Annotated in this window: 15 protein-coding genes; 8 read left to right on the top strand and 7 right to left on the bottom strand. The window is 70.8% G+C overall.

Annotated elements, in window-relative coordinates:
- The first annotated feature begins 63 nt into the window (after positions 1 to 63).
- Complete coding sequence (gene lon / locus WMF29_RS24480; protein ID WP_437322557.1) at positions 64 to 2,463, top strand: endopeptidase La; 2,400 nt, start codon at positions 64 to 66, stop codon at positions 2,461 to 2,463.
- 101 nt (positions 2,464 to 2,564) lie between these two features.
- Here the strand turns inward: lon and WMF29_RS24475 are convergent, their stop codons facing one another.
- Entirely contained in the window at positions 2,565 to 3,110 is a 546-nt protein-coding gene (locus tag WMF29_RS24475) for a TetR/AcrR family transcriptional regulator (RefSeq protein WP_437322556.1), read from the bottom strand.
- 87 nt (positions 3,111 to 3,197) lie between these two features.
- On the opposite strand from WMF29_RS24475, the gene WMF29_RS24470 reads away from it, so the two are divergent.
- From WMF29_RS24470 to WMF29_RS24460, 3 genes are all read left to right on the top strand, one after another.
- A complete protein-coding gene (locus tag WMF29_RS24470) occupies positions 3,198 to 4,556 on the top strand; it encodes an FAD-dependent monooxygenase (RefSeq protein ID WP_437322555.1) in 1,359 nt (452 codons plus the stop codon).
- Positions 4,557 to 4,676: 120 nt separating this feature from the next.
- Positions 4,677 to 5,093 (top strand): hypothetical protein, encoded by a 417-nt coding sequence (locus WMF29_RS24465; protein ID WP_437322554.1) that lies wholly within the window; start codon positions 4,677 to 4,679, stop codon positions 5,091 to 5,093.
- A 264-nt stretch (positions 5,094 to 5,357) separates the two neighbouring features.
- Complete coding sequence (locus tag WMF29_RS24460; protein ID WP_437322553.1) at positions 5,358 to 6,548, top strand: cation:dicarboxylate symporter family transporter; 1,191 nt, start codon at positions 5,358 to 5,360, stop codon at positions 6,546 to 6,548.
- 38 nt (positions 6,549 to 6,586) lie between these two features.
- On the opposite strand, the gene WMF29_RS24455 is transcribed toward WMF29_RS24460, so the two are convergent.
- Complete coding sequence (locus tag WMF29_RS24455) at positions 6,587 to 8,473, bottom strand: chloride channel protein (RefSeq protein WP_437322552.1); 1,887 nt, start codon at positions 8,471 to 8,473, stop codon at positions 6,587 to 6,589.
- An 87-nt stretch (positions 8,474 to 8,560) separates the two neighbouring features.
- Between WMF29_RS24455 and WMF29_RS24450 the strand changes: the two genes are divergently transcribed.
- Positions 8,561 to 8,707: a hypothetical protein gene (locus WMF29_RS24450; protein ID WP_437322551.1), complete on the top strand. Its 147-nt coding sequence runs from the start codon at positions 8,561 to 8,563 to the stop codon at positions 8,705 to 8,707.
- A 440-nt stretch (positions 8,708 to 9,147) separates the two neighbouring features.
- On the opposite strand, the gene WMF29_RS24445 is transcribed toward WMF29_RS24450, so the two are convergent.
- Positions 9,148 to 10,002, bottom strand: coding sequence for a sulfite exporter TauE/SafE family protein (locus WMF29_RS24445; protein ID WP_437322550.1), 855 nt, complete (start codon positions 10,000 to 10,002; stop codon positions 9,148 to 9,150).
- A gap of 129 nt (positions 10,003 to 10,131) precedes the next feature.
- Between WMF29_RS24445 and sat the strand changes: the two genes are divergently transcribed.
- Positions 10,132 to 11,925, top strand: coding sequence for a sulfate adenylyltransferase (gene sat / locus WMF29_RS24440; RefSeq protein WP_437322549.1), 1,794 nt, complete (start codon positions 10,132 to 10,134; stop codon positions 11,923 to 11,925).
- On the opposite strand, the gene WMF29_RS24435 is transcribed toward sat, so the two are convergent.
- Positions 11,913 to 12,881, bottom strand: coding sequence for a sulfotransferase domain-containing protein (locus tag WMF29_RS24435; protein ID WP_437322548.1), 969 nt, complete (start codon positions 12,879 to 12,881; stop codon positions 11,913 to 11,915). The genes sat and WMF29_RS24435 overlap by 13 nt on opposite strands.
- Before the next feature lie 229 nt (positions 12,882 to 13,110).
- Here WMF29_RS24435 and WMF29_RS24430 point away from each other — a divergent pair, with 229 nt between their 5' ends.
- Both WMF29_RS24430 and mgtE read left to right on the top strand, forming a co-directional pair.
- The gene (locus WMF29_RS24430) at positions 13,111 to 14,532 is read left to right on the top strand and encodes a chloride channel protein (RefSeq protein WP_437322547.1); all 1,422 of its coding nucleotides are present in this window, start codon (positions 13,111 to 13,113) and stop codon (positions 14,530 to 14,532) included.
- Positions 14,533 to 14,793: 261 nt separating this feature from the next.
- Positions 14,794 to 16,107: a magnesium transporter gene (gene mgtE / locus WMF29_RS24425; RefSeq protein ID WP_437322546.1), complete on the top strand. Its 1,314-nt coding sequence runs from the start codon at positions 14,794 to 14,796 to the stop codon at positions 16,105 to 16,107.
- Positions 16,108 to 16,180: 73 nt separating this feature from the next.
- Here the strand turns inward: mgtE and WMF29_RS24420 are convergent, their stop codons facing one another.
- The 3 genes from WMF29_RS24420 to WMF29_RS24410 form a co-directional block, all read right to left on the bottom strand.
- The gene (locus WMF29_RS24420) at positions 16,181 to 16,414 is read right to left on the bottom strand and encodes a hypothetical protein (protein WP_437322545.1); all 234 of its coding nucleotides are present in this window, start codon (positions 16,412 to 16,414) and stop codon (positions 16,181 to 16,183) included.
- Complete coding sequence (locus tag WMF29_RS24415; RefSeq protein ID WP_272093415.1) at positions 16,411 to 16,614, bottom strand: hypothetical protein; 204 nt, start codon at positions 16,612 to 16,614, stop codon at positions 16,411 to 16,413. Before WMF29_RS24415 ends, WMF29_RS24420 begins: the two co-directional genes overlap by 4 nt.
- A gap of 304 nt (positions 16,615 to 16,918) precedes the next feature.
- Positions 16,919 to 18,487 (bottom strand): aldehyde dehydrogenase family protein, encoded by a 1,569-nt coding sequence (locus WMF29_RS24410; RefSeq protein WP_437322544.1) that lies wholly within the window; start codon positions 18,485 to 18,487, stop codon positions 16,919 to 16,921.
- Between the last annotated feature and the right edge of the window lie 139 nt (positions 18,488 to 18,626).

Below are 18,626 nucleotides of genomic sequence, written 5' to 3'. Positions count from 1 at the left end.
CCACCGAACCTTCCACCGATCCGGCACGGATGGCGCGAGCCGACCGCTGCCACAGGAGTTCGCATGAGCCAGCTTCGCAGCGGCGCCAGCGCGCCTCGTTCCCCTTTTCCCCTGCTCCCGCTCCGCACCGGCGTCCTCTTTCCCGGCACCGTGCTCACGCTCCCGGTGGGTCGCCCCCGCTCGGTGGCGCTGCTCAACGCCGTCCACGCCGGGGACGTGATCGGCGTCATCGCGCAGCGCGATCCGAAGCGCGAGGATCCGCGGCGCGAGGACCTCCACGACATCGGCACGTTCGCCCGGGTCGTCGACATCTCGCGCGTCTCGAACGGCTACCGGCTGGTGATCGAGGGGCTCGATCGCTTCGCGCTCTCGGCCCTGGTCGAGACCGAGCCGACGTGGCGGGCCGAGGGCACGCTCGCGCCCGAGTTCCTCGGCGACGCCGAGGAGGCGCGCCTGCTCGCGGCGTCGCTGCGCGAGCGCGCCCGGGAGGTCGGCCCGAAGACGGGGACCAACCTCGCCGAGATCGCCGCGACGAGCCGGGCGGAGCCGGGCGTCTTCGCGGATCAGGTCGCCGGCGCGCTCGGCCTGCCCACCGAGAAGGAGATGGAGGTGCTCTCCGAGCTCCGCGTGGTGCCGCGGCTCCAGCGGGTCGCCGGCCTGCTCGCCGAGGCGTCCGCGCTGGCGGACCTGAAGAAGAAGATCGACGGCGACGTGCGGCGCGAGCTCGGCAAGGGCCAGCGCGAGGCGATCCTCCGCGAGCAGCTCCGGGCCATCCAGAAGGAGCTCGCGGGCGGCGAGGAGGGCGAGGACGAGCTGTCGGCCCTCCGGCGGCGCCTCGACGAGGCCGGGCTCCCCGAGGAGGCGCGCGCGGTCGCCGATCGGGAGCTCCGCCGGCTCGACTCGGTCGGCCCGCAGAGCGCGGAGCACAACGTGATCCGCACGTACCTCGAGTGGATCGCGGACCTGCCGTGGAGCGCGAGGGCGGAGGTGAAGGACGACCTCGACGCGGTGAAGGCGAAGCTCGACGAGGATCACCGCGGCCTCGACGACGTGAAGCGCCGCATCCTGGAGCACATGGCGGTTCTCAAGCTGACCGGGAAGGCGCGCGCGACGATCCTGTGCTTCGCGGGCCCGCCCGGCGTGGGCAAGACCTCGCTCGGCCAGTCGATCGCCGACGCCACGGGCCGCCCGTTCGTGCGCATCTCGCTCGGCGGGGTGCACGACGAGGCGGAGCTGCGCGGCCACCGGCGGACGTACGTCGGCGCGCTGCCCGGCCGGATCGTGCACGCGCTGAAGAAGGCCAAGGTGAGGAACCCGATCGTGCTCCTCGACGAGGTCGACAAGCTGGGCGCCGGGTGGCGGGGCTCGCCCGAGGCGGCGCTCCTGGAGGTGCTCGATCCGGAGCAGAACCGGACGTTCGTCGACCACTACCTGGAGCTCCCGTTCGATCTGTCGGAGGTCGTCTTCCTCTGCACGGTGAACGATCTCGGCGCGCTCTCGGCGCCGCTCCGGGACCGGCTCGAGGTCATCGAGCTGTCCGGCTACACGCCGGACGAGAAGATCGCGATCGCGCGGTCGCACCTCGTCCCGAAGCAGCTCAAGGAGCACGCGATCGACCCGGCGTCGCTGTCGATCACGGACGAGGCGCTCGCGGCGATCGTGCGTGACTACACGCGAGAGGCCGGGGTGCGGCAGCTCGGCCGGGAGATCAAGAAGCTCTGCCGGGCGGTCGCGCTGGAGATCGCGCGCGCGGCGGACGGCAAGGCGCCGCGCGTGGTGGTCGAGGCGAGCGATCTCGGGACGTACCTCGGCAAGATCCGGTTCTTCAGCGACGTGGCGGAGCGGACGAGCGTCGCTGGTGTTGCGACAGGGCTCGCCTGGACGCCGGTGGGCGGGGACATCCTGTTCATCGAGACGTCGCGGATGCCGGGGAAGGGGAGGGTCGAGATCACGGGCCAGCTCGGCGACGTGATGAAGGAGTCGGCGAAGGCGGCGCTCACCTACGTGCGCAGCCACGCGGTCGAGCTCGGCGTCGACACGGCGAAGCTCGAGGCGGAGGACCTGCACATCCACGTCCCTGCGGGCGGCGTGCCCAAGGACGGGCCGTCCGCGGGCGTGACGATGTTCACGGCGCTGACGTCGCTCCTCTCCGGGCGGCGGGTGCGCTCGGACACGGCGATGACGGGCGAGTGCACGCTGCGCGGGCGGGTGCTGCCGGTCGGCGGGATCAAGTCCAAGGTGCTCGCGGCGCACCGCGCCGGGATCACGCGGGTCATCCTGCCGCAGAAGAACGCGCGCGACGCTGAGGAGATCCCGAAGGAGGTGCGGGCCGAGCTGGAGCTCATCTTCGTGGAGGACATGAGCCAGGTGATCGCGGCGGCGCTGGAGGAGGCGCCGATCGAGGCCGCGGGCACGGGCGGAGCTGCGGGGGCGGCGGCGGGAGAGCCGGCGGCTGCTGCGTAGCGGAGAGGGGTGAGCCGAGCCGCCGCGCACGGCCCCCCGCCGGCGCTCACGTTGTGTTGTGGGCGCCGGGCGGGGGGCGCGGGGCTGCACGGCGAGGGGACTCATGACGTGGGCGCGAGCGCGGCTAGGGCGGCCTCGACGGCGAGCGACTTGACCTTCTCCATCGGTACGTCGGTGAACTCGATGACGCAGTCGGAGAGGCCGCCGATGGCGACCACGGCGCGGGCGCGGGCGGCGAGCGAGGGGCGAGGGCCGATGAGAAGACGCATCAGGCGGCGGCGCCACTCGATCATGCGTATGCCGAGGTCGAGGTAGGCGAGCGTGGCGAGGTCGCGGACCACCATCGTGAGGGTGTCGCGGTGGCGGTGCAGGAGATCGAAGTAGTCGGCGAGAAGGGCTCGGGGGTCAGGCTGCGGGCCGCCCTCGCGCTCGGCGATGAACGCGTCCACGTCCGCGAGCAGCGGCTCGACGATGCTGGCGACGAGCGATTCGCGCGAGTCGAAGTGGTAGTAGAGCGCGGGCTTGGTGATGCCGAGGTGATCGGCGATCTCGCGCAGGCTGGTCCGCTGAACCCCCTGGCGCGCGAACAGCTCGCGCGCCACCGCCTGGATTCGCGCCTTGGTGTCGGAAGGCCGGGCTCGGGTCACCCGCGCAGTGTAGCGCTTACTTACCGATCGGTAAGCCTTGTGCGAGGCGGGGCCGCGTGCTTACCTATCGGTAAGTAAGGAGGGGCCATGGAGATCCTCATTTCGGGGGCCAGCATCGCCGGTCCGGTGCTGGCCTACTGGCTCAAGCGGCACGGGTTTCGGCCCACGGTGGTGGAGCGGGCGCCGACGCTGCGCAAGACGGGCGGCCACGCGGTCGATCTGTTTCGGCCGGCGATGGACATCGTCGAGCGCATGGGCGTGCTGGCGCGGGTCGAGGCCAAGAAGACCGGCACCGAGCGCATGACGATGCTGCGCGAGGGGGTGCAAGGGCAGGTCGACATCGACGTCGGCCGGTTGATGCACGCGGTGTCCGACCGCCACGTCGAGATCATGCGCGACGATCTCAGCGAGATCTTCCACGACGCGACCCGGGGCGACGTCGAGTACGTGTTCGGCGACTCGATCGCCTCGCTCGCCGAGGACGAGGCCGGTGTCGACGTGACGTTCGAGCGCGGCGCGCCGCGGCGCTTCGATCTGGTGATCGGCGCCGACGGGCTGCACTCGAACGTGCGGCGGCTGGTGTTCGGCGAGGAGCGGCAGTTCGCGCGTTTCATCGGCGCCTACCTCGCGGTGATCTCGATCCCCAACTACTTGCAGCTGCACGACCACGCGGTCGTGCTCGGCGGGGTCGGGCGGATGGCGGCGATCTATGGCTCGCACACGATCGACGACGCGCGCGCGGTGTTCCTGTTCCGCAGCCCGCGCGAGCTCGATGTCCACCACCGGGACGTCGCGCGGCAGAAGCAATTGCTGCGCGAGGCGTTCGCCGGGGCCGGGTGGGAGGTGCCGCGGCTGATGGCCGAGCTCGATCGGACCCCGGCGTTCTACTTCGACTCGATCACGCAGCTGCGCATGGACTCGTGGTCACGCGGGCGCGTCACCCTGACCGGCGACGCCGGCTATTCGCCGGGGCCGGCTGTCGGCGGCAGCACCAGCCTCGCGGTGGTGGGCGCCTATATCCTCGCCGGTGAGCTGGCAGCGGCCGGCGGCGACCACGCGCGCGCGTTCCAGGCCTGCGAGCGCAAGCTGGCCGACTACGTGCGCCGCAGCCGGGGGTTCGCGCTGAACGCCGCCAGGCGCCTGGTCCCGGGCAGCCGGCTCGAGCTGTGGGCGCTGGCGCAGATCGGCCGTCTGGTCAGCGTGGCGCCGCGCGGGGTGTCGCGCGCGCTCGCCAAGCTGAGCAGCCATGGGGTCCGGCTGCACGACTCGATCGCGCTCGAGGAGTACGCGCGCTGCCTCGCAGCGACACGCCATCAGGCGCCCGCTGGCGGGCATACCGGCGCTACGGGAGCCGAGCAGCCACCGCTGACGTCTTCTCCTCGGCTTCGCGACCAGCTACCCGGTGAACTGGTGCTCCTCCGGAAAGGCATCAACGAGAAGATGTGAGGATGGATCGCGCGGCGTTCCATGGAAAGCGGGAGACGCGGGACATCGCTCCCTCGACCCGCGCCCGGACGAGCGGCGCGAGCCACTCCTCGACGGCCGAGCGGGCATTAAGCTTCCTCCATGGATCTAGGGGCACGGCTCGCTACGCACGCATTCTCGGCTGGCGCTGCCGGCATCAGCTTCATCGTCCAGCCGATCCCGGGTTCGGACCAGCTGTTCGTCATTCCCATCCAGTACCTGCTCACGGCGTCGCTCGCGAAGGAGCGAGGCGCGTCCCTCTCGAAGGCGGCGTGGTCCCAGGTCCACCAGATCATCTGGGGCGGCGGCGCCCTTCGGCTCATGCTCACCATGACGCTGGGGCTGATCCCGCTGGCCGGCGCGGTGACGAACGCGTTCACGGCGTTCGTCACGACGGAGTACCTCGGGCATTACGTGGATAGGGCCCTCGACAACCCGGACAAGCCGCCTCCTGCCCTGTCGATCCAGGATATCCTGGACTCCATCACGTCCCTCTTCACCACGCGAGCGCGGACGTGACAACCGATCGATCGGCGTGTTCGTCTGCGGCGTTGTCCGGGTGTCCATGGATCTCCGGGGCTCCGTCACGAACAGCGGCGCGCGCGCGGCATTTCCTGGGGGGGAGACATGGCGCTCCTCGCTCCGGTGGCTGACCCGCCCCGCTCAGGTCGATTGCGGGAGCGACTCAGGAGCTTGCTGCCCGTCGCGACGCTCCTCGCTCTCGCGCTCGGTCTGCTCGTGTCCGGCCGAGACACCAGCGTGGCCCGGTGGTCGACCCGCGCCATGGACGGCCTCATGCGCTGGTACACCACCCTGGCGCCGGCCGTGATCTTCATCGTCCTCGTGCCGACGTTCGTGAGCCTGCACCGGCAAGGGCGCCCGGGGCGGCTGCTCGCGTACGTCATGGGCTGGCTCGCCCTCAAGCGTCTGGCCGCGTGCCTGTTCGGGGTCGTCGTCACCTGGCTCGCGTTCGGGCTCCCGCTGCTCCCCAGCCACAGCACGGGCGCGCCGTTCGAGGCCGCGCGCACCCTCTACAGCTCCTCGGGCCTGGTCCTCTCGAGTCCGTGCTTCGTCGCCCTCTACGCCGGCATCGTGACGTCGTTCGCGGCATTACGTGCGCCGCGGGTCGCCCGCTCGCTGGAGCGCGCCGCGGATGCCCTGGAGCGCGCGGGAGGCGCCGTGCAGTGCCTGGTCCCGCTCTTCATGTTCGGGCTCGGCGCCTACCTCCGGAGTCTGCCTGCGCAGCTCGCCACGCAGACGCACGGAGGCCCCCTCGCGCGCGCCTCGATGGGGTCGCTCTCGCTCGGCGCCGGCAGCGCCGGTAGCCTCATGGTCTCCTACCTGCTCGTGTCCGGGATCGTCGGCGCCGCCTGCCTCGGCTTCCATGCGGCGAGCCTGCTGAGGATGAAGGCCGCCCTCCCGGAGTTCTCGCTGCGCGACTATTTCGTCAACTACTGGCTCAAGGTCTATCCGCTGCTGTGGGCCTCGTGCAGCGAGGCGCTGGCGACGCCGCTCAACCTGCACCTCGTCCGCAAATGTTACCCCGCGGTGCCGCAGGAGCTCAGGCTCTTCGTGGTGGGCCTCGGCGGCTGGCTCAACGTCAATGGCACGTTGATCTGCGCGTTCGTCATGGCGGGCGCCGCCGCCCGCGTGGTCGGTCATCAGATCTCGCTGCTCGAGCTCACGCTCGTGGTGCCGATCGTGTTCCTGCTCGGGTATGTCGTGCCCGGCGTGCCGGGCGAGCTCGCCCTGTTCGCGGCCCCGCTCGGCGAGGCGCTGCACATCCCCGCGCACCTGCGCCCCTCCTTCATCGCGCTCTACATCGGGTTCAATTTCGGCCTCCCGGACTCCTTCCGGTCGGGCCAGAACTCGACCGACAGCTGCGTGAGCGCCCTCCAGCTGCTCGGCAGGTTGACGCGCCGCCGCGCGCGGGGCGCAGGAGCGAGCGGCGCCGCCCGCCCGGCTTCACCGTGAACGCAGCCGCGGGGCGCTGACCCCGGAGCGCGCGAAGCTCAGCCGAGCAGGATCGGTGTTTCGTCTGCGCGCGCGGGCCTCGTTGTCGCCTCCAGATAGGCCTTTCCAATGTCGGCCTCGTCCACGAACCCGACGATCGCGCCCTCGCCGTCGACGACCGGGAGCTCGCGGACGCCGTGCGCCACCATCGCCTCGGTCGCCGTCCGCAGATCGTCGGCGACCGACACGGCCACCGGCGGTTGCATGGCGTCGGCGGCCACGGTCATCCGCGCGAGGTCGTGCTCCACCGCGACGATCCGGAGCGATTCCCCGGTGATGATGCCGACCATCTGGCGCGACGTATCGAGCACCGGGAAGACCTCCTGCCAGCTCGCGTCCGCGGCTCGCAGGAGCATCTCGCGGGCAGGCGTCCCCGGCGCGAACGTCACCAGCGTGCGCTCCTCGATCATGATCTGCCGCACGCGGATGGTCTTGAGCACGTCGAGCGTCGGCACCGGGTGCGCGGGAGACTCGCGCTGGGTCGGGAGCTGCGCGTGGTAGAGCGAGTGCTTCCGCAGCGCGACGAAGGCGACACCCTCGGCGAGCATCAGCGGGACCAGGAGGTCGTAGCTGCCGGCGAGCTCGCACACCATCACGAGGGAGCTCACCGGCACGTGCGCGACGCCGCCGTAGAAGGTGCCCATGCCCACGAGCGCGAAGGCGCCCGGATCGATGCGCGGGTCGTTGAGAAGGAGCGCCGCCGCGCGCCCGAACGCGCCGCCGAAGAGGCCGCCGATGACGAGCGACGGCGCGAAGTCGCCGGCGCACCCGCCGCTGCCGAGCGTGAGCGACGAGGCGACGATCTTGGCGGCGCAGAGCAGGAGCAGGAGCTCCACGCCGCGCCAGCCCGGGTGGAGCCACGGCGCGCCGGTGATCGCGACCTGGACGGCGCCGTAGCCGCCGCCGAGCAGCCCGAGCCCTTGCCCGGGGCTGTCGATCCTGCGGCCGACGAACCAGAGGACGGGCACGCAGAAGAGGCCCAGCGCGAGCCCGCCGAGCCCTGGACGTGCCCAGGGCGGGATCGGCAAGCGCGCCGCGAGCGCCTTCACGCCGCCGAGGCACTTCAAGAAGCCGATCGCGACGAAGGCCAAGACCAGCGCGAGCAGCGCATAGAGAGGGAGGTGCGACGGGATGAACGCATACTTGGGCGCGTGCGCGAAGAGCGTCGATTCGCCGAAGAACGAGATGAAGACCGAGTAGGAGACGACGCTGGCCAGCAGCGCCGGGATCAGCGCCTCCGCCTCGAAATCGTCGCGGTAGAGCACCTCGACGGCGAGCAGGGCGGCGCCGAGCGGCGTGCGGAAGATGGCGGACATCCCGGCCGCGACCCCTGTGAGCATCAGGATCCGATGCTCGCGCCGGCCGACCGCGAGCCCACGCCCCACGAGCGAGCCGAGCGCTCCTCCGATCTGCATCGTCGGCCCCTCGCGACCGCCGGAGCCGCCGGAGCCGAGTGTGAGGATCGACGCGATCGCCTTGACCCACGCGACCCGCTTGCGCATCCGGCCACCGTGGTGGTGGAAGGCCTGGATCATCGCGTCTCCGCCGCCGCCCGCGGCCTCGGGGGCGAGGCGCCAGGTGAGGATGCCCCCGGCCAACGCTCCGAGCGCCGGGATCACCAGCAGCAACCAGAGCCGGACGTTCCGGTGCTCGGAGCCGCCGCCGCTGAAGATCGCCTCGCCGTGGGCTCGAAGCCGCGCGTAGCCGGCGAGATGGCCGAGGAGCAGCTCCTCGACGAGCTCGAGGGCGCCGAAGAAGAGCACCGCGACCAGGCCCGCGATGGCCCCGACGAGCACGGCATGCAGGATCGTGCGCCCGACGAGCCGGAGATCGAGCGGCGCGATTTCTGAGATGAGCGCGGAGAACGGGCGCAACCGTCGCCTCACGCCGGTGCGATTTGCTGGGACTGGTTCCGGCATGGCGATGGTCATGGTCGCGCCCGGGCGCGGGCGCAACGAGGCTGAGACAGTCCGGTGCACGCCGAGCACACCGCCCTGACGGACGCGTCCCATCGTCCTGTCCGCGCCCAGAAGGCGCGCGCCCCCGCCGGCGTCCAGTACATCCGAGAGATTGACGGGCTCGGCGGCCGGTACGGCGCCGAGAGGCGGCCGCGCCGCTGACGAGGACGTCGGGGCCGGTCGCTCGGCCGTCCGGAGCCGTGGCTCCGGCGGACGCCAGCGCGGGGGCGGACGCCGGCGCTCGCCCGCTGAGTCGCGTCCTTGTCGTACTTCTTGGCGTGCACCAGGGCGGTGAGGAGCGAGCCGCCCAGGTTCGTAAGGCCGTGGACGACTCCCATCGTGACGAGGCAGGTGCGCTCGTAGCGTATCAGGGACTCGATCGGGCTGGATGGCTGCGGGGTTCATGACGGCGATCAGGATGTCACGCGCCATTCCCTCCCGGAATGTGCACCTCTCGTCGGCTCCCGCCAATCCCTGTGCCTCAGGGACCCTTGGTCACGTCCCTGTCGTCGCTTCGACCCGCGGCCGGGCGCACCTTGCTCGCCACCACCACGGAGAGCGCCGCCTCGTGCAGCGCGCCGTTCTAGGGGGGCACCCGCGTGTCACAATGGCGCACAGTCGGCCGCCGTGGGATTGGTGTCACGGTGGGGACTTGCGCAGCCGCGGCCTCGCCCGTTCATCACGTGCGAGGGATGATATCCATGCATGGCTTGCCCGAGCGTCAAGCCCGACGCCGCGAGCATGAGGCCGGCGAACGCCCGACGCCGCACGGTCACGCTGATGTGCCTGGAGAGCCTGGCGCCGGCCAGGCTGCCTGCGCACTCGGCGACGCTCAGGGAGACGGCGAGCTGCCAATCGATCGGAGGGTGGGGGAGATGGCCGGCGAGACCAGCCATCGTGTTCATCGCGATGACGAGGATGGAGGTGCCGATCGCGGAGTGCACCGGGGTCCCCGTGAACACGACGAGCAGGGGGACGATGGCAAACCCGCCGCCGAGACCGACCAGGCCGGTCAAGCAACCGACCAGGATCCCCCCTGCCGCGAGCACGGCTATAGGCCGCCAGCTCGATCGTGTTCTGCCTTGATCCTGCGGAAGCTGGCGGCGATCCCAGAGCATCGCGCCGGACGCGACCACGGTGGCCATGAAGAAGATCACCCGGAGGACGTGGTCCGGGATCACACCCGCGATGTGTCCGGAGAGGTACGCTCCAGTCATCGAGGCGAGGCCGAAGGCGAAGGCGTACCGCCAGACGACGGCGTTCTCCATGGCATACGGGACGACGGCGACGAGGCTCATCAGCATGACGGCCACGAGCGAGGTGGCGACCGCGTGGTGGAGCTCGAGCCCGGCGACGGTGGTCAAGAGCAGGACGGTGAGGATCGACGGGCCAGCCCCGAGGATGGCCGATACGATCCCGATGACCAGACCGAGCGCGGCTATCAGGTACATCGTCATACCGCTGCGTCGCGCCGTATCGCCGCGCTCCAGGGGGGCGAGCGGTGCCCGCTCGCGCCGCGGAGGTCGCCCGCACCCGCGTACCGCAGACGACGGTCGTGTGCGGGTGCGCCAGCGCGCCCATGCGGAGTGGCATACTGCGTGCCCAAAGCGGTGGCGTACGGATACGTCGAAAGGAGGCGCACAATGGCTTCGATCGAGGGCTTCGTCGTGTGGTTCACTGGGCTGTCGGGGTCCGGCAAATCAACCCTGGCCGCCATGCTGGCCGCCGAGCTGCCGAGGCGAGGCGTGCACGTCGAGTCGCTCGATGGAGACGTCGTCCGCACGCACCTCTCGAAGGGGCTCGGGTTCTCGCGAGAGGATCGCGACACCAACATCCGCCGGATCGGCTTCGTCGCCAGGCTCGTGGCGCGCTCCGGCGCATGCGCGATCACCGCGGCGATCAGCCCCTACCGGGAGATCCGCGACGAGCAGCGGCGCGCGATCGGGCGTTTCTGCGAGGTCTATTGCGAGTGCCCGATCGAGGTGCTCGAACGCCGGGATATCAAGGGGCTCTACGCGCGCGCCCGCGCGGGCGAAATCAAGGGCTTCACCGGCGTCGATGATCCGTATGAGCCGCCGCGCTCGCCCGAGGTGGTCGTTCACACCGATCGCGAGTCGCCCCACGAGGGCCTCGCCAGGATCATCGCCAAGCTCGAGGAGCTCGGCTATATCCGTCCCATGGCGCAGCCGGCCGAGCCGGCGAGGGCGGGCCTCGTGCCCCCGCACGGCGGGGAGCTCGTCGATAGGTTCGTTCGCGGCGACGCCGGACAGCGGCTGCTCGAGCGCGCGGCTCGCTTACCCAGGGTGAGGCTCGATGAGCGCGGGGCGAGCGATCTGGAGCTCATCGGCAATGGCGCCTATTCCCCGCTCAAGGGGTTCATGACGTCGCGGGATTACCTCCGCGTGGTCCGCGAGCGGCGCCTGCAGAGCGGCCTCGTCTGGTCGGTCCCGATCACGCTCGCTGTCCCCGACGAGGACGCCGCTAGTCTCTCCCTCGGCAGCGAGGTGGCGCTGGAGTCGCCGGACGGGCGCGTCGTCGGCGTGCTCGAGCTCGTCGACCGCTGGACACCGGACAAGGAGGTCGAGGCGCGCAACGTGTATGGCGCAACGGACGGAAGCCACCCGGGCGTCGCCTACCTGCGGTCGTCGGGCGACGTGTACCTCGGCGGCGAGGTCTGGTTGATCGAGCGGCCGCTCTCACCGCAGTTCCCGGAGTATCCCCGGGATCCGGCGGCGACGCGGGCGGCCTTCGAGGCGCGCGGCTGGCGGCGCGTCGTGGGGTTCCAGACGCGCAATCCGATCCATCGCGCGCACGAGCACATCACCAAGTGTGCGCTCGAGATCACGGACGGGCTCCTGCTCCACCCGCTCGTGGGCGCGACCAAGGCCGGCGACATCCCGGCGGACGTGCGGATGCGTTGCTACGAGCTCTTGCTGGAGAAGTATTACCCCGCAGACCGGGTCGTCCTCGGGCTGTATCCGGCCGCCATGCGCTACGCCGGGCCGCGCGAGGCCATCTTCCACGCGCTCGTGCGCAAGAATTACGGCTGCTCGCACTTCATCGTCGGGCGCGACCACGCTGGAGTCGGGCGCTTCTATGGAACGTACGACGCGCAGCGTGCGTTCGACGACTTCCTCCCGAGCGAGCTCGGCATCGAGCCGCTCAAATTCGAGGAGGCCTTCTGGTCCACCGTCGTCGGCGGGATGGCGACCGACAAGACCGCGCCTGGAGGGCCGGAGACGCGCATCACGCTCTCGGGGACCCAGGTGCGCGAGCTCCTGCGCGCCGGGAAGCTGCCTCCTCCCGAGTTCAGCCGCCCGGAGGTCGCGCAGATCCTTCTTTCAGCGATGCAGGGGCGAGGGCACGATCAGGCCGCCTGACGGCGCCCGCCGGCCGACGCTCCGGGGCGCTCCTCGCCGGTCTCCAGCCAGTGGGCGCAGTCGGTTCCCAGCTTCTCGAGCGCCAGCCGATCGAAGCGCGCGCCCTGCTCGGGGGTGATCTCGGCGCGGTAGTCGCGGGCCGGCCCCTTGTGGAAGAACGCCTTGGGGTCCCGCATGTGTGTACCGGCGAACGGGGCCATCTGCTCGGCCCGCTCGCGCATGTAGCCGAAGGAGCAGTGCTCCAGGATCACATCCAACCGCAGCCTCGTCGGATCGACGTCGATGAACTCGGCGATGCGCACGATCTGACCGCGCAGGTCCTCCTTGAGCCGCCGGTAATGCACGAGGAGCACGTTCGGCTCGTCCCGGAGCTTCCACCACGATCGCACGACGTCGAACAGGTCACAGCAGCCGTACCCGTCGGTGTCCAGCCACTTGTCGAAGAACTCCTGCGCGCTCTCCGGAATAACGAGCCGCGTTGGATCGCTCGACCACTCCGCGTGGATGCGGTTGATCTCGTCCATGGTCTTGGCGGAGAACTGACTCAAGTAGTTGTGGAAGCTGATCCCGAGATCCTTGCCGTTCCGGCCGACGAAGATGTAGCGGGCCTGCGCGGCGATGGGCACGGCGTCCGCGGGCAGATGCGACTTCAGCACACGACGCTCGCCGGCCTCACGCTGCGCCTTCAGCATCGCCAGCATCGCGGCGTGGTCGCCGAAGCTGGAGTCCAGCCAGGGGGACGTGTCCGAGAGAGCGTCTTTCCGCTCTTCTCCGTTGTCGAGGATCTGCTGGATAATGCGCTGGGTCCACGTGGTCCCCGCCTTGAACGGGTCCGCCACGACGATGTCGCCTGAGATGAAGCCGCCCTGCGCCAGGAAGTCGTTCCAGACAAGGGAGCTGTTAAGGTAGTCCCTGACGACTCGCGTCGGGTTGATCAATCTGTCGTTCGTGACCATTGCTCACCCTCCTTTGTCGCTGTTGCGAGCAGGATGTTCGGACGACGGGCCCGCCCCCGCCGAGTGGCCGTCAGCCAGGCGCTCCGCTTCGATTTCACGGCTGGAATCGCTTTTCTTTTCAAGTTTCTTTTCAAGAACCGGACCAACCCCGGATGCATTCCGCGAGCCGCCTGCGGGACGCCGCCCGCGCGGCAAGGAGAGCAGACGCGCCGGGTGATAGAGTCCCCGGGTGGTACCTCCAGCCTCGCGCGACGCCCCGGAGTCCGCGGCCCACGGCGAGGCCGCCGCCCCGCCTGCAGCGCCCGCGCCGTGGGCGGCGAGCGTTCGCTTCGGGCTCGGCGTCCTGCTCGTCGCCATGGCCGCGGCGGCCTTCGCGATCGCGTTCCGCTCGGCGCTGGCGCTAGCGCTCCACCGCGCCGCGGGCACGTCTGACGTCGTGGCGGCGATGCTCGCGGCGCCGCGCTGGGCGCGGCTCGCCTTGCCGGCCACGGGCGGCCTCCTCGCCGGCCTCCTGGGGATGCTCGTGGCGCGGGCGCCCGCGGGGCACGGCGTCGGCGACGTCATGGAGGCCGTGGTCCTCGGGCGCGTCCGCCTGTCCATGCGCGTCACCCTGCTCAAGTCCGCCGCATCGTGGCTGGCGATCGCGACCGGCGGATCCATCGGCCGCGAGGGGCCGCTCATCCAGTTCGGAGGAGCGGCCGGCAAGCTCGTCAGCGACCGCCTGGGCCTGCCGATCGACCGGGCGCGGCTGCTCATTGCCGCCGGGACCGCCGCAGGGTTCGCGGCGGCCTACAACACCCCGTTCGCCGCGGTGCTGTTCGTGCTGGAGGTCGTCACGGGCATCGTCGTGCTCGACGCGATCGTGCCCGCGCTCATCTCGACGGTGATTGCTGCAGCGATCACGCGCGCGGTCCTCGGCGAGGCCCCCATCTATGGCCAGCGCACGTTCCACCTCCGGTCGCCGGCCGAGCTACTCGCCTTCGCCGGGCTCGGGATCTCCGCGGCGCTGGGCGCCCAGGGGTTCATGCGGCTGCTGTCGTTCGGCGAGCGCCAGTTCCGGCGGCCCTGGCTCGGGCTGCCCTGGCGCCCGGCCGCCGGGGGCGCGCTGGCAGGCGCGGTCGTCGCGTTCCTCCCGGAGGTCGCCGGCAACGGCTACGAGCCGCTCAACGCGGTGCTCGACGGGAGGTTCCCGGTCGGCTTCCTGGCGCTGCTGCTGCTCGGCAAGTGCTTCGCCACGACAGCGTCTGTGTCGTCCGGGAGCCCGGGCGGCGTCTTCACGCCGACCCTCCTGCTCGGCGGAGGAGCCGGCGTCCTCTACGCCTGGGCGCTCTCCCACGCCGGCGTGCCCCTCGGCGAGGCCGGGGGCTACGCGCTGGTCGGGATGGCGGCCGCGACGGCCGCGACAACGCACGCCCCGCTCATGGCCGCGGTGATGGTCTTCGAGCTGTCCGGCGACTACGCCATCGTCCTGCCGCTCGTGCTCGCCACCGCGATCGCGACGCTCGTGTCCCGGCGGCTCCGCCGCGATTCCATCTACACTGCGGAGCTCCGGCAGCGAGGGATCGGCTGGAAGATGACGATGGAAGGGCGGCGCATGGTGGAGCCGGCCGCGGCCCCGCGCGACAGCGCGCGCCGGGGATCCGGTCGCTAGGACGGTGAGCATGTTGAGAGGTTGTGGGGAGCGCCGCCACACCGGGCGAGCCGGGGCCGCCTGCGCCCGCGCCCGTCCAGGTCAAGCCCACCGAGCCCGCGTCGGTTTGATCTGAGCCGAAAAATCCCCGTTGCACGTGCCGGGCTCGGCGATAGATGCTCGGCGCGCCGGGACCTTTCGTTGCCGCGGGACCTCAGGTCGCGCGCCTCGGCATCCTCGATCCAGCATTCCTCGCCCGCTACCTCGTCGTGGAGGTGACCCATGTCCGACGACCGTCTTACCGCCGCAGAGCTCGGCGAGATCTGGGCGGTGCTGTCCCCCGAAGAGCGCGCCGACGGCGTCGAGCACCTCGAGCGGGGCGAGGCGCACAGCTTCTTCCTCGGTCTCGCCGAGCAGGAGCAGGCCGCCGTCCTCCTCGCGATGAAGGCCGGCGAGCGCAGGCTCTGGATGCGGCTCCTCGCGCCCGACGACGCCGCGGACGTGATCCAGCTCGTTCCCCAGGAGCTCCGCGCCTCGCTCCTGGAGATGCTGGACGAGCCGACGCGGCGCGAGGTCGCGGCGCTCATGGCGTACGCCGAGGACGAGGCCGGCGGGCTCATGAGCCCACGGTTCGCGCGGCTGCGGCCCGACATGAGGGTCGGAGAGGCGATCCGGTACCTCCAGCGGCAGGCCCAGGCGAAGCTCGAGACCATCTACTACGCGTACGTGCTCGACCAGGAGCAGCGGCTCCTCGGCGTGGTGTCCTTCCGGGACCTCATCACCGCGCGCAGCGACAAGGCCCTGTCCGAGGTCATGCGGCGGGACGTCATCTCGGTGCCCGATACGCTGGACCAGGAGGCGGTCGCGCGCGTCATCGCGCAGCATGACCTCAACGCGATCCCGGTCGTCGACGCCGAGGGCCGGATCAAAGGCATCGTCACCGTCGACGACATCGTCGACGTCGTCCAGAGCGCGGCGACCGAGGACATCCAGAAGCTCGGCGGCATGGAGGCGCTCGACACGCCCTACATGCAGACCGGCATGGTCGCCCTGGTGAAGAAGCGCGCCGGCTGGCTCTCGGCGCTCTTCCTCGGCGAGATGCTCACCGCGAGCGCGATGGGGCATTACGAGGACGAGATCGCGAGGGCGGTCGTGCTCGCGCTCTTCGTTCCGCTCATCATCTCGAGCGGCGGCAACTCCGGTTCCCAGGCGACGACGCTGATCATCCGCGCGATGGCGCTCGGCGAGGTCACCATCAAGGACTGGTGGAGCATCGTCCGCCGGGAGCTCACCGCCGGCCTGTCGCTGGGCCTCATCCTCGCCACGATCGGCCTGGTCCGCATCCTCGTGTGGCAGGCGATCTTCCACACGTACGGCGAGCACTACCTGCAGGTGGCCGCCACCGTCGCCGCGAGCCTGGTCGGCATCGTCGCCTGGGGGACGCTCGCCGGCGCGATGCTGCCCTTCGTGATCCGCCGGCTGGGATTCGACCCGGCCAGCGCGTCCGCGCCGTTCGTCGCGACCCTCGTCGACGTCTCCGGGCTCGTCATCTACTTCAACGTCGCGCAGGTCATCCTCCAGGGGAGCCTGCTGTGACGCCGCAGCGCAGGGCCGGTCGTGATCGAGGGGCCCGCTCACTCGGGCGGCGCTCCCTGCGGTGCCGAGGCGCTCAGCGAGCGCGGTAGATGCGGAGCACGGTGATCGTCCGCGTCTCACGCTCGATCGCGAGCGCCACATCGTGGAATCCCGCGCTGAGGAGGTGATAGGGCGCCTCCCACACGAGCTCGCCTTCGCCTGTCTCCGCGAAGCGAACGACCGCTCGGTCGATCATGAAGGCCGAGTGCATCGGCAGCCTGTAAAATGTGACGAGCGCAGGGAAGTTCCAGACGACGTGGAAGCTCATCCGCCTTGCTCGCGGGCCAGCTCCTCCAGGGCCTGCGGCAGATCCTCGTGAGCGACGAGGCGCGCACGGCCCGCCGCAATGTCGGCGACATCCTGATCGAGCTCGGCGCGCTGCTCCGGCGTGAGCCTCTGCACACGCGGCGCGCGATCGATGGCCGCGAGGATGGGGTCGCTCGGCAAGGAACCGGGCCGGGTAGACATGGGTTCAGCCTGGATCACAAAGGGACAGGGACGCAAGAGCGTGCGCGCCCGGCGCGAAGCGCAGGATCTGTGCCCGCCTGGCGGCCGTCCAGCTGGCGTCTGGCGAGCTGACGGCCTCGAGGTTTCCCCGCCACGCCGCCGACAGCGCGCCGCTCTACCGCGGTTTCCGCCCACCTCTGCGAGCGGCGGTCTCCCGCACAGGAGACGGGCCCACCTCGACGTTTTCGGCGCGCAAGCGCACTCCGGTGCGCTGAGCACCGAAAACGTCGAGGTGGGCCCGTATCCGAAGCGGGTGACCGTCGCTCTAGAAGAGCTCCCCGATGCGCCGGAGGAAGCTGCCGCTCGAGAACAGCGCGCGCATGCCTCGCTTGAACCAGCTGTACGACGACGCGGTGTAGGGGAACCAGGTCGGGTCCTTCGACCCCAGCGCGATGCGGTCCGCGTTGATGTGCTTGACGTCGCACATCTGCCGGAGCCCGTCCTCGCCCATCACCCGGCCAAAGCCGCTCTGCTTGACGCCGCCGAACGGCGCGTCGGGGAGGGCGCCGTTCATGAGCACGTCGTTCACCAGCACGCTGCCGGCCTGCAGGCGCTCGGCGAGCCGGCGGGCGTGATCGGTGTCCTCCGAGAAGACATAGGCGTTGAGGCCGAGGTGCGACTCGTTCGCGAGGCGGATCGCCTCCTCCTCGGTCGCGACCTGCATGAACGGTACGACCGGCCCGAAGATCTCCTCGGTCATCACCGTCATCGCGTGATCGCAGCCGGCGAGGATCGTCGGCTCGAAGAACTGGCCCTGCCCCGGCGCGCGCTTGCCGCCGGCCTTCAAGGTCGCCCCCTTGTCGACAGCGTCCTTGATGTGCCGCTCGGCGACGTCGATCTGCGGCGGGAAGATGATCGCCCCCACGTCGACGAACTCCTTGCCCGGATCGCCCTGGTTCAGCCCCTTCGTGATCTCGACGGTCCGCTCGAGCAGGCGGTCGTGGATCTCGCGGTGCGCGTAGACCCGCTCCACCGCGACGCACACCTGCCCCGCGTTCGCGAAGCCGCCGAAGACGATCGCCTGCGCCGTGCGCTCGATGTCCGCGTCCGCGCAGGCGATGAGCGGCGCCTTGCCGCCGAGCTCCATCACGCACGGGATCAGGCGCTCGCCGCAGGCGGCGGCGACCTTCCTGCCGGTGCCGACGCTGCCGGTGAACAGGAGCATCTGGATGCCGCTGTCGATGAGCGCCGCGCCGGTCGGCCCGTAGCCGGTGACGACCTGGAAGAGATCCTCGGGCATGCCCGCGCCGTCCCAGATCTCCTTCTGCTTGAGCGCGATGAGCGGCGTCACCTCGCTCGGCTTGAGCACGGCGGCGTTGCCGGCGACGATCGCCGCGAGCACGTCGCGCAGCGCGAGCTGGAACGGGAAGTTCCACGGCGAGATCACGCCGACCACGCCGCGGGGGACGTAGTGGACCCAGCTGCGCCGGTGCTTGAAGAGGTGGAGCTTGATCTCGTGCGGCTCGAGCGCCTTCGGGGCGACCTGCGCGAAGTACGTCGCCATGTCGGCCGCGACAAGGACCTCGTGCAAGAGCGCCTCGTGGCGCGGCTTGCCGCACTCGCGCGAGAGCAGATCGACGATCTCGTCCGTCCGATCGACGACGGCGTCGCGGAAGCGCAGGACGCGCTGGCAGCGCTCCTCCACGGGCAGCGCGCCCCACGCCTCCTGCGCGCGCCGCGCCCGGGCGACCGCGGCCCGCACCTCCTCGGCGCTCGTGTTCGGGGCCTCTCCAAGGAGCTCCCCGGTCGCGGGCGCGTAGCTGCGGATCGCCCCGCCCCCGTGCCCGTTCATGCCAGGACCGCTGCCGTTGCCCCCGATCGGGCGTTCGCTCACCACCTGACCCATGTTCGATCCCTCCGCCTGTCGAGCCCGCGTCGCTTGCCAGATGGCCTCCGTGGCTCGCTGCTCGACGCCGGGACCCTACCCTTCCCGAGAAGGTACAGCAAATGAGCATTTGCGCTGTTTCCCGATG

The sequence above is a fragment of the Sorangium sp. So ce381 genome (assembly GCF_051473845.1).
GTDB classification, from domain to species: Bacteria; Myxococcota_A; Polyangia; order Polyangiales; family Polyangiaceae; genus Sorangium; species Sorangium atrum.
This window is presented reverse-complemented; position numbering and strand designations above follow the sequence as displayed.

What these genes read in the sequence shown, in the direction of transcription:
- WMF29_RS24460 (WP_437322553.1), top strand. Translation starts at nt 5,358, where the DNA reads ATGGACGGCCTCATGCGCTGGTACACCACCCTGGCGCCGGCCGTGATC.
- WMF29_RS24465 (WP_437322554.1), top strand. Translation starts at nt 4,677, where the DNA reads ATGGATCTAGGGGCACGGCTCGCTACGCACGCATTCTCGGCTGGCGCT.
- WMF29_RS24415 (WP_272093415.1), bottom strand. Translation starts at nt 16,614, where the DNA reads ATGTCTACCCGGCCCGGTTCCTTGCCGAGCGACCCCATCCTCGCGGCC.
- lon (WP_437322557.1), top strand. Translation starts at nt 64, where the DNA reads ATGAGCCAGCTTCGCAGCGGCGCCAGCGCGCCTCGTTCCCCTTTTCCC.
- WMF29_RS24445 (WP_437322550.1), bottom strand. Translation starts at nt 10,002, where the DNA reads ATGACGATGTACCTGATAGCCGCGCTCGGTCTGGTCATCGGGATCGTA.
- mgtE (WP_437322546.1), top strand. Translation starts at nt 14,794, where the DNA reads ATGTCCGACGACCGTCTTACCGCCGCAGAGCTCGGCGAGATCTGGGCG.
- WMF29_RS24420 (WP_437322545.1), bottom strand. Translation starts at nt 16,414, where the DNA reads ATGAGCTTCCACGTCGTCTGGAACTTCCCTGCGCTCGTCACATTTTAC.
- WMF29_RS24435 (WP_437322548.1), bottom strand. Translation starts at nt 12,881, where the DNA reads ATGGTCACGAACGACAGATTGATCAACCCGACGCGAGTCGTCAGGGAC.
- WMF29_RS24470 (WP_437322555.1), top strand. Translation starts at nt 3,198, where the DNA reads ATGGAGATCCTCATTTCGGGGGCCAGCATCGCCGGTCCGGTGCTGGCC.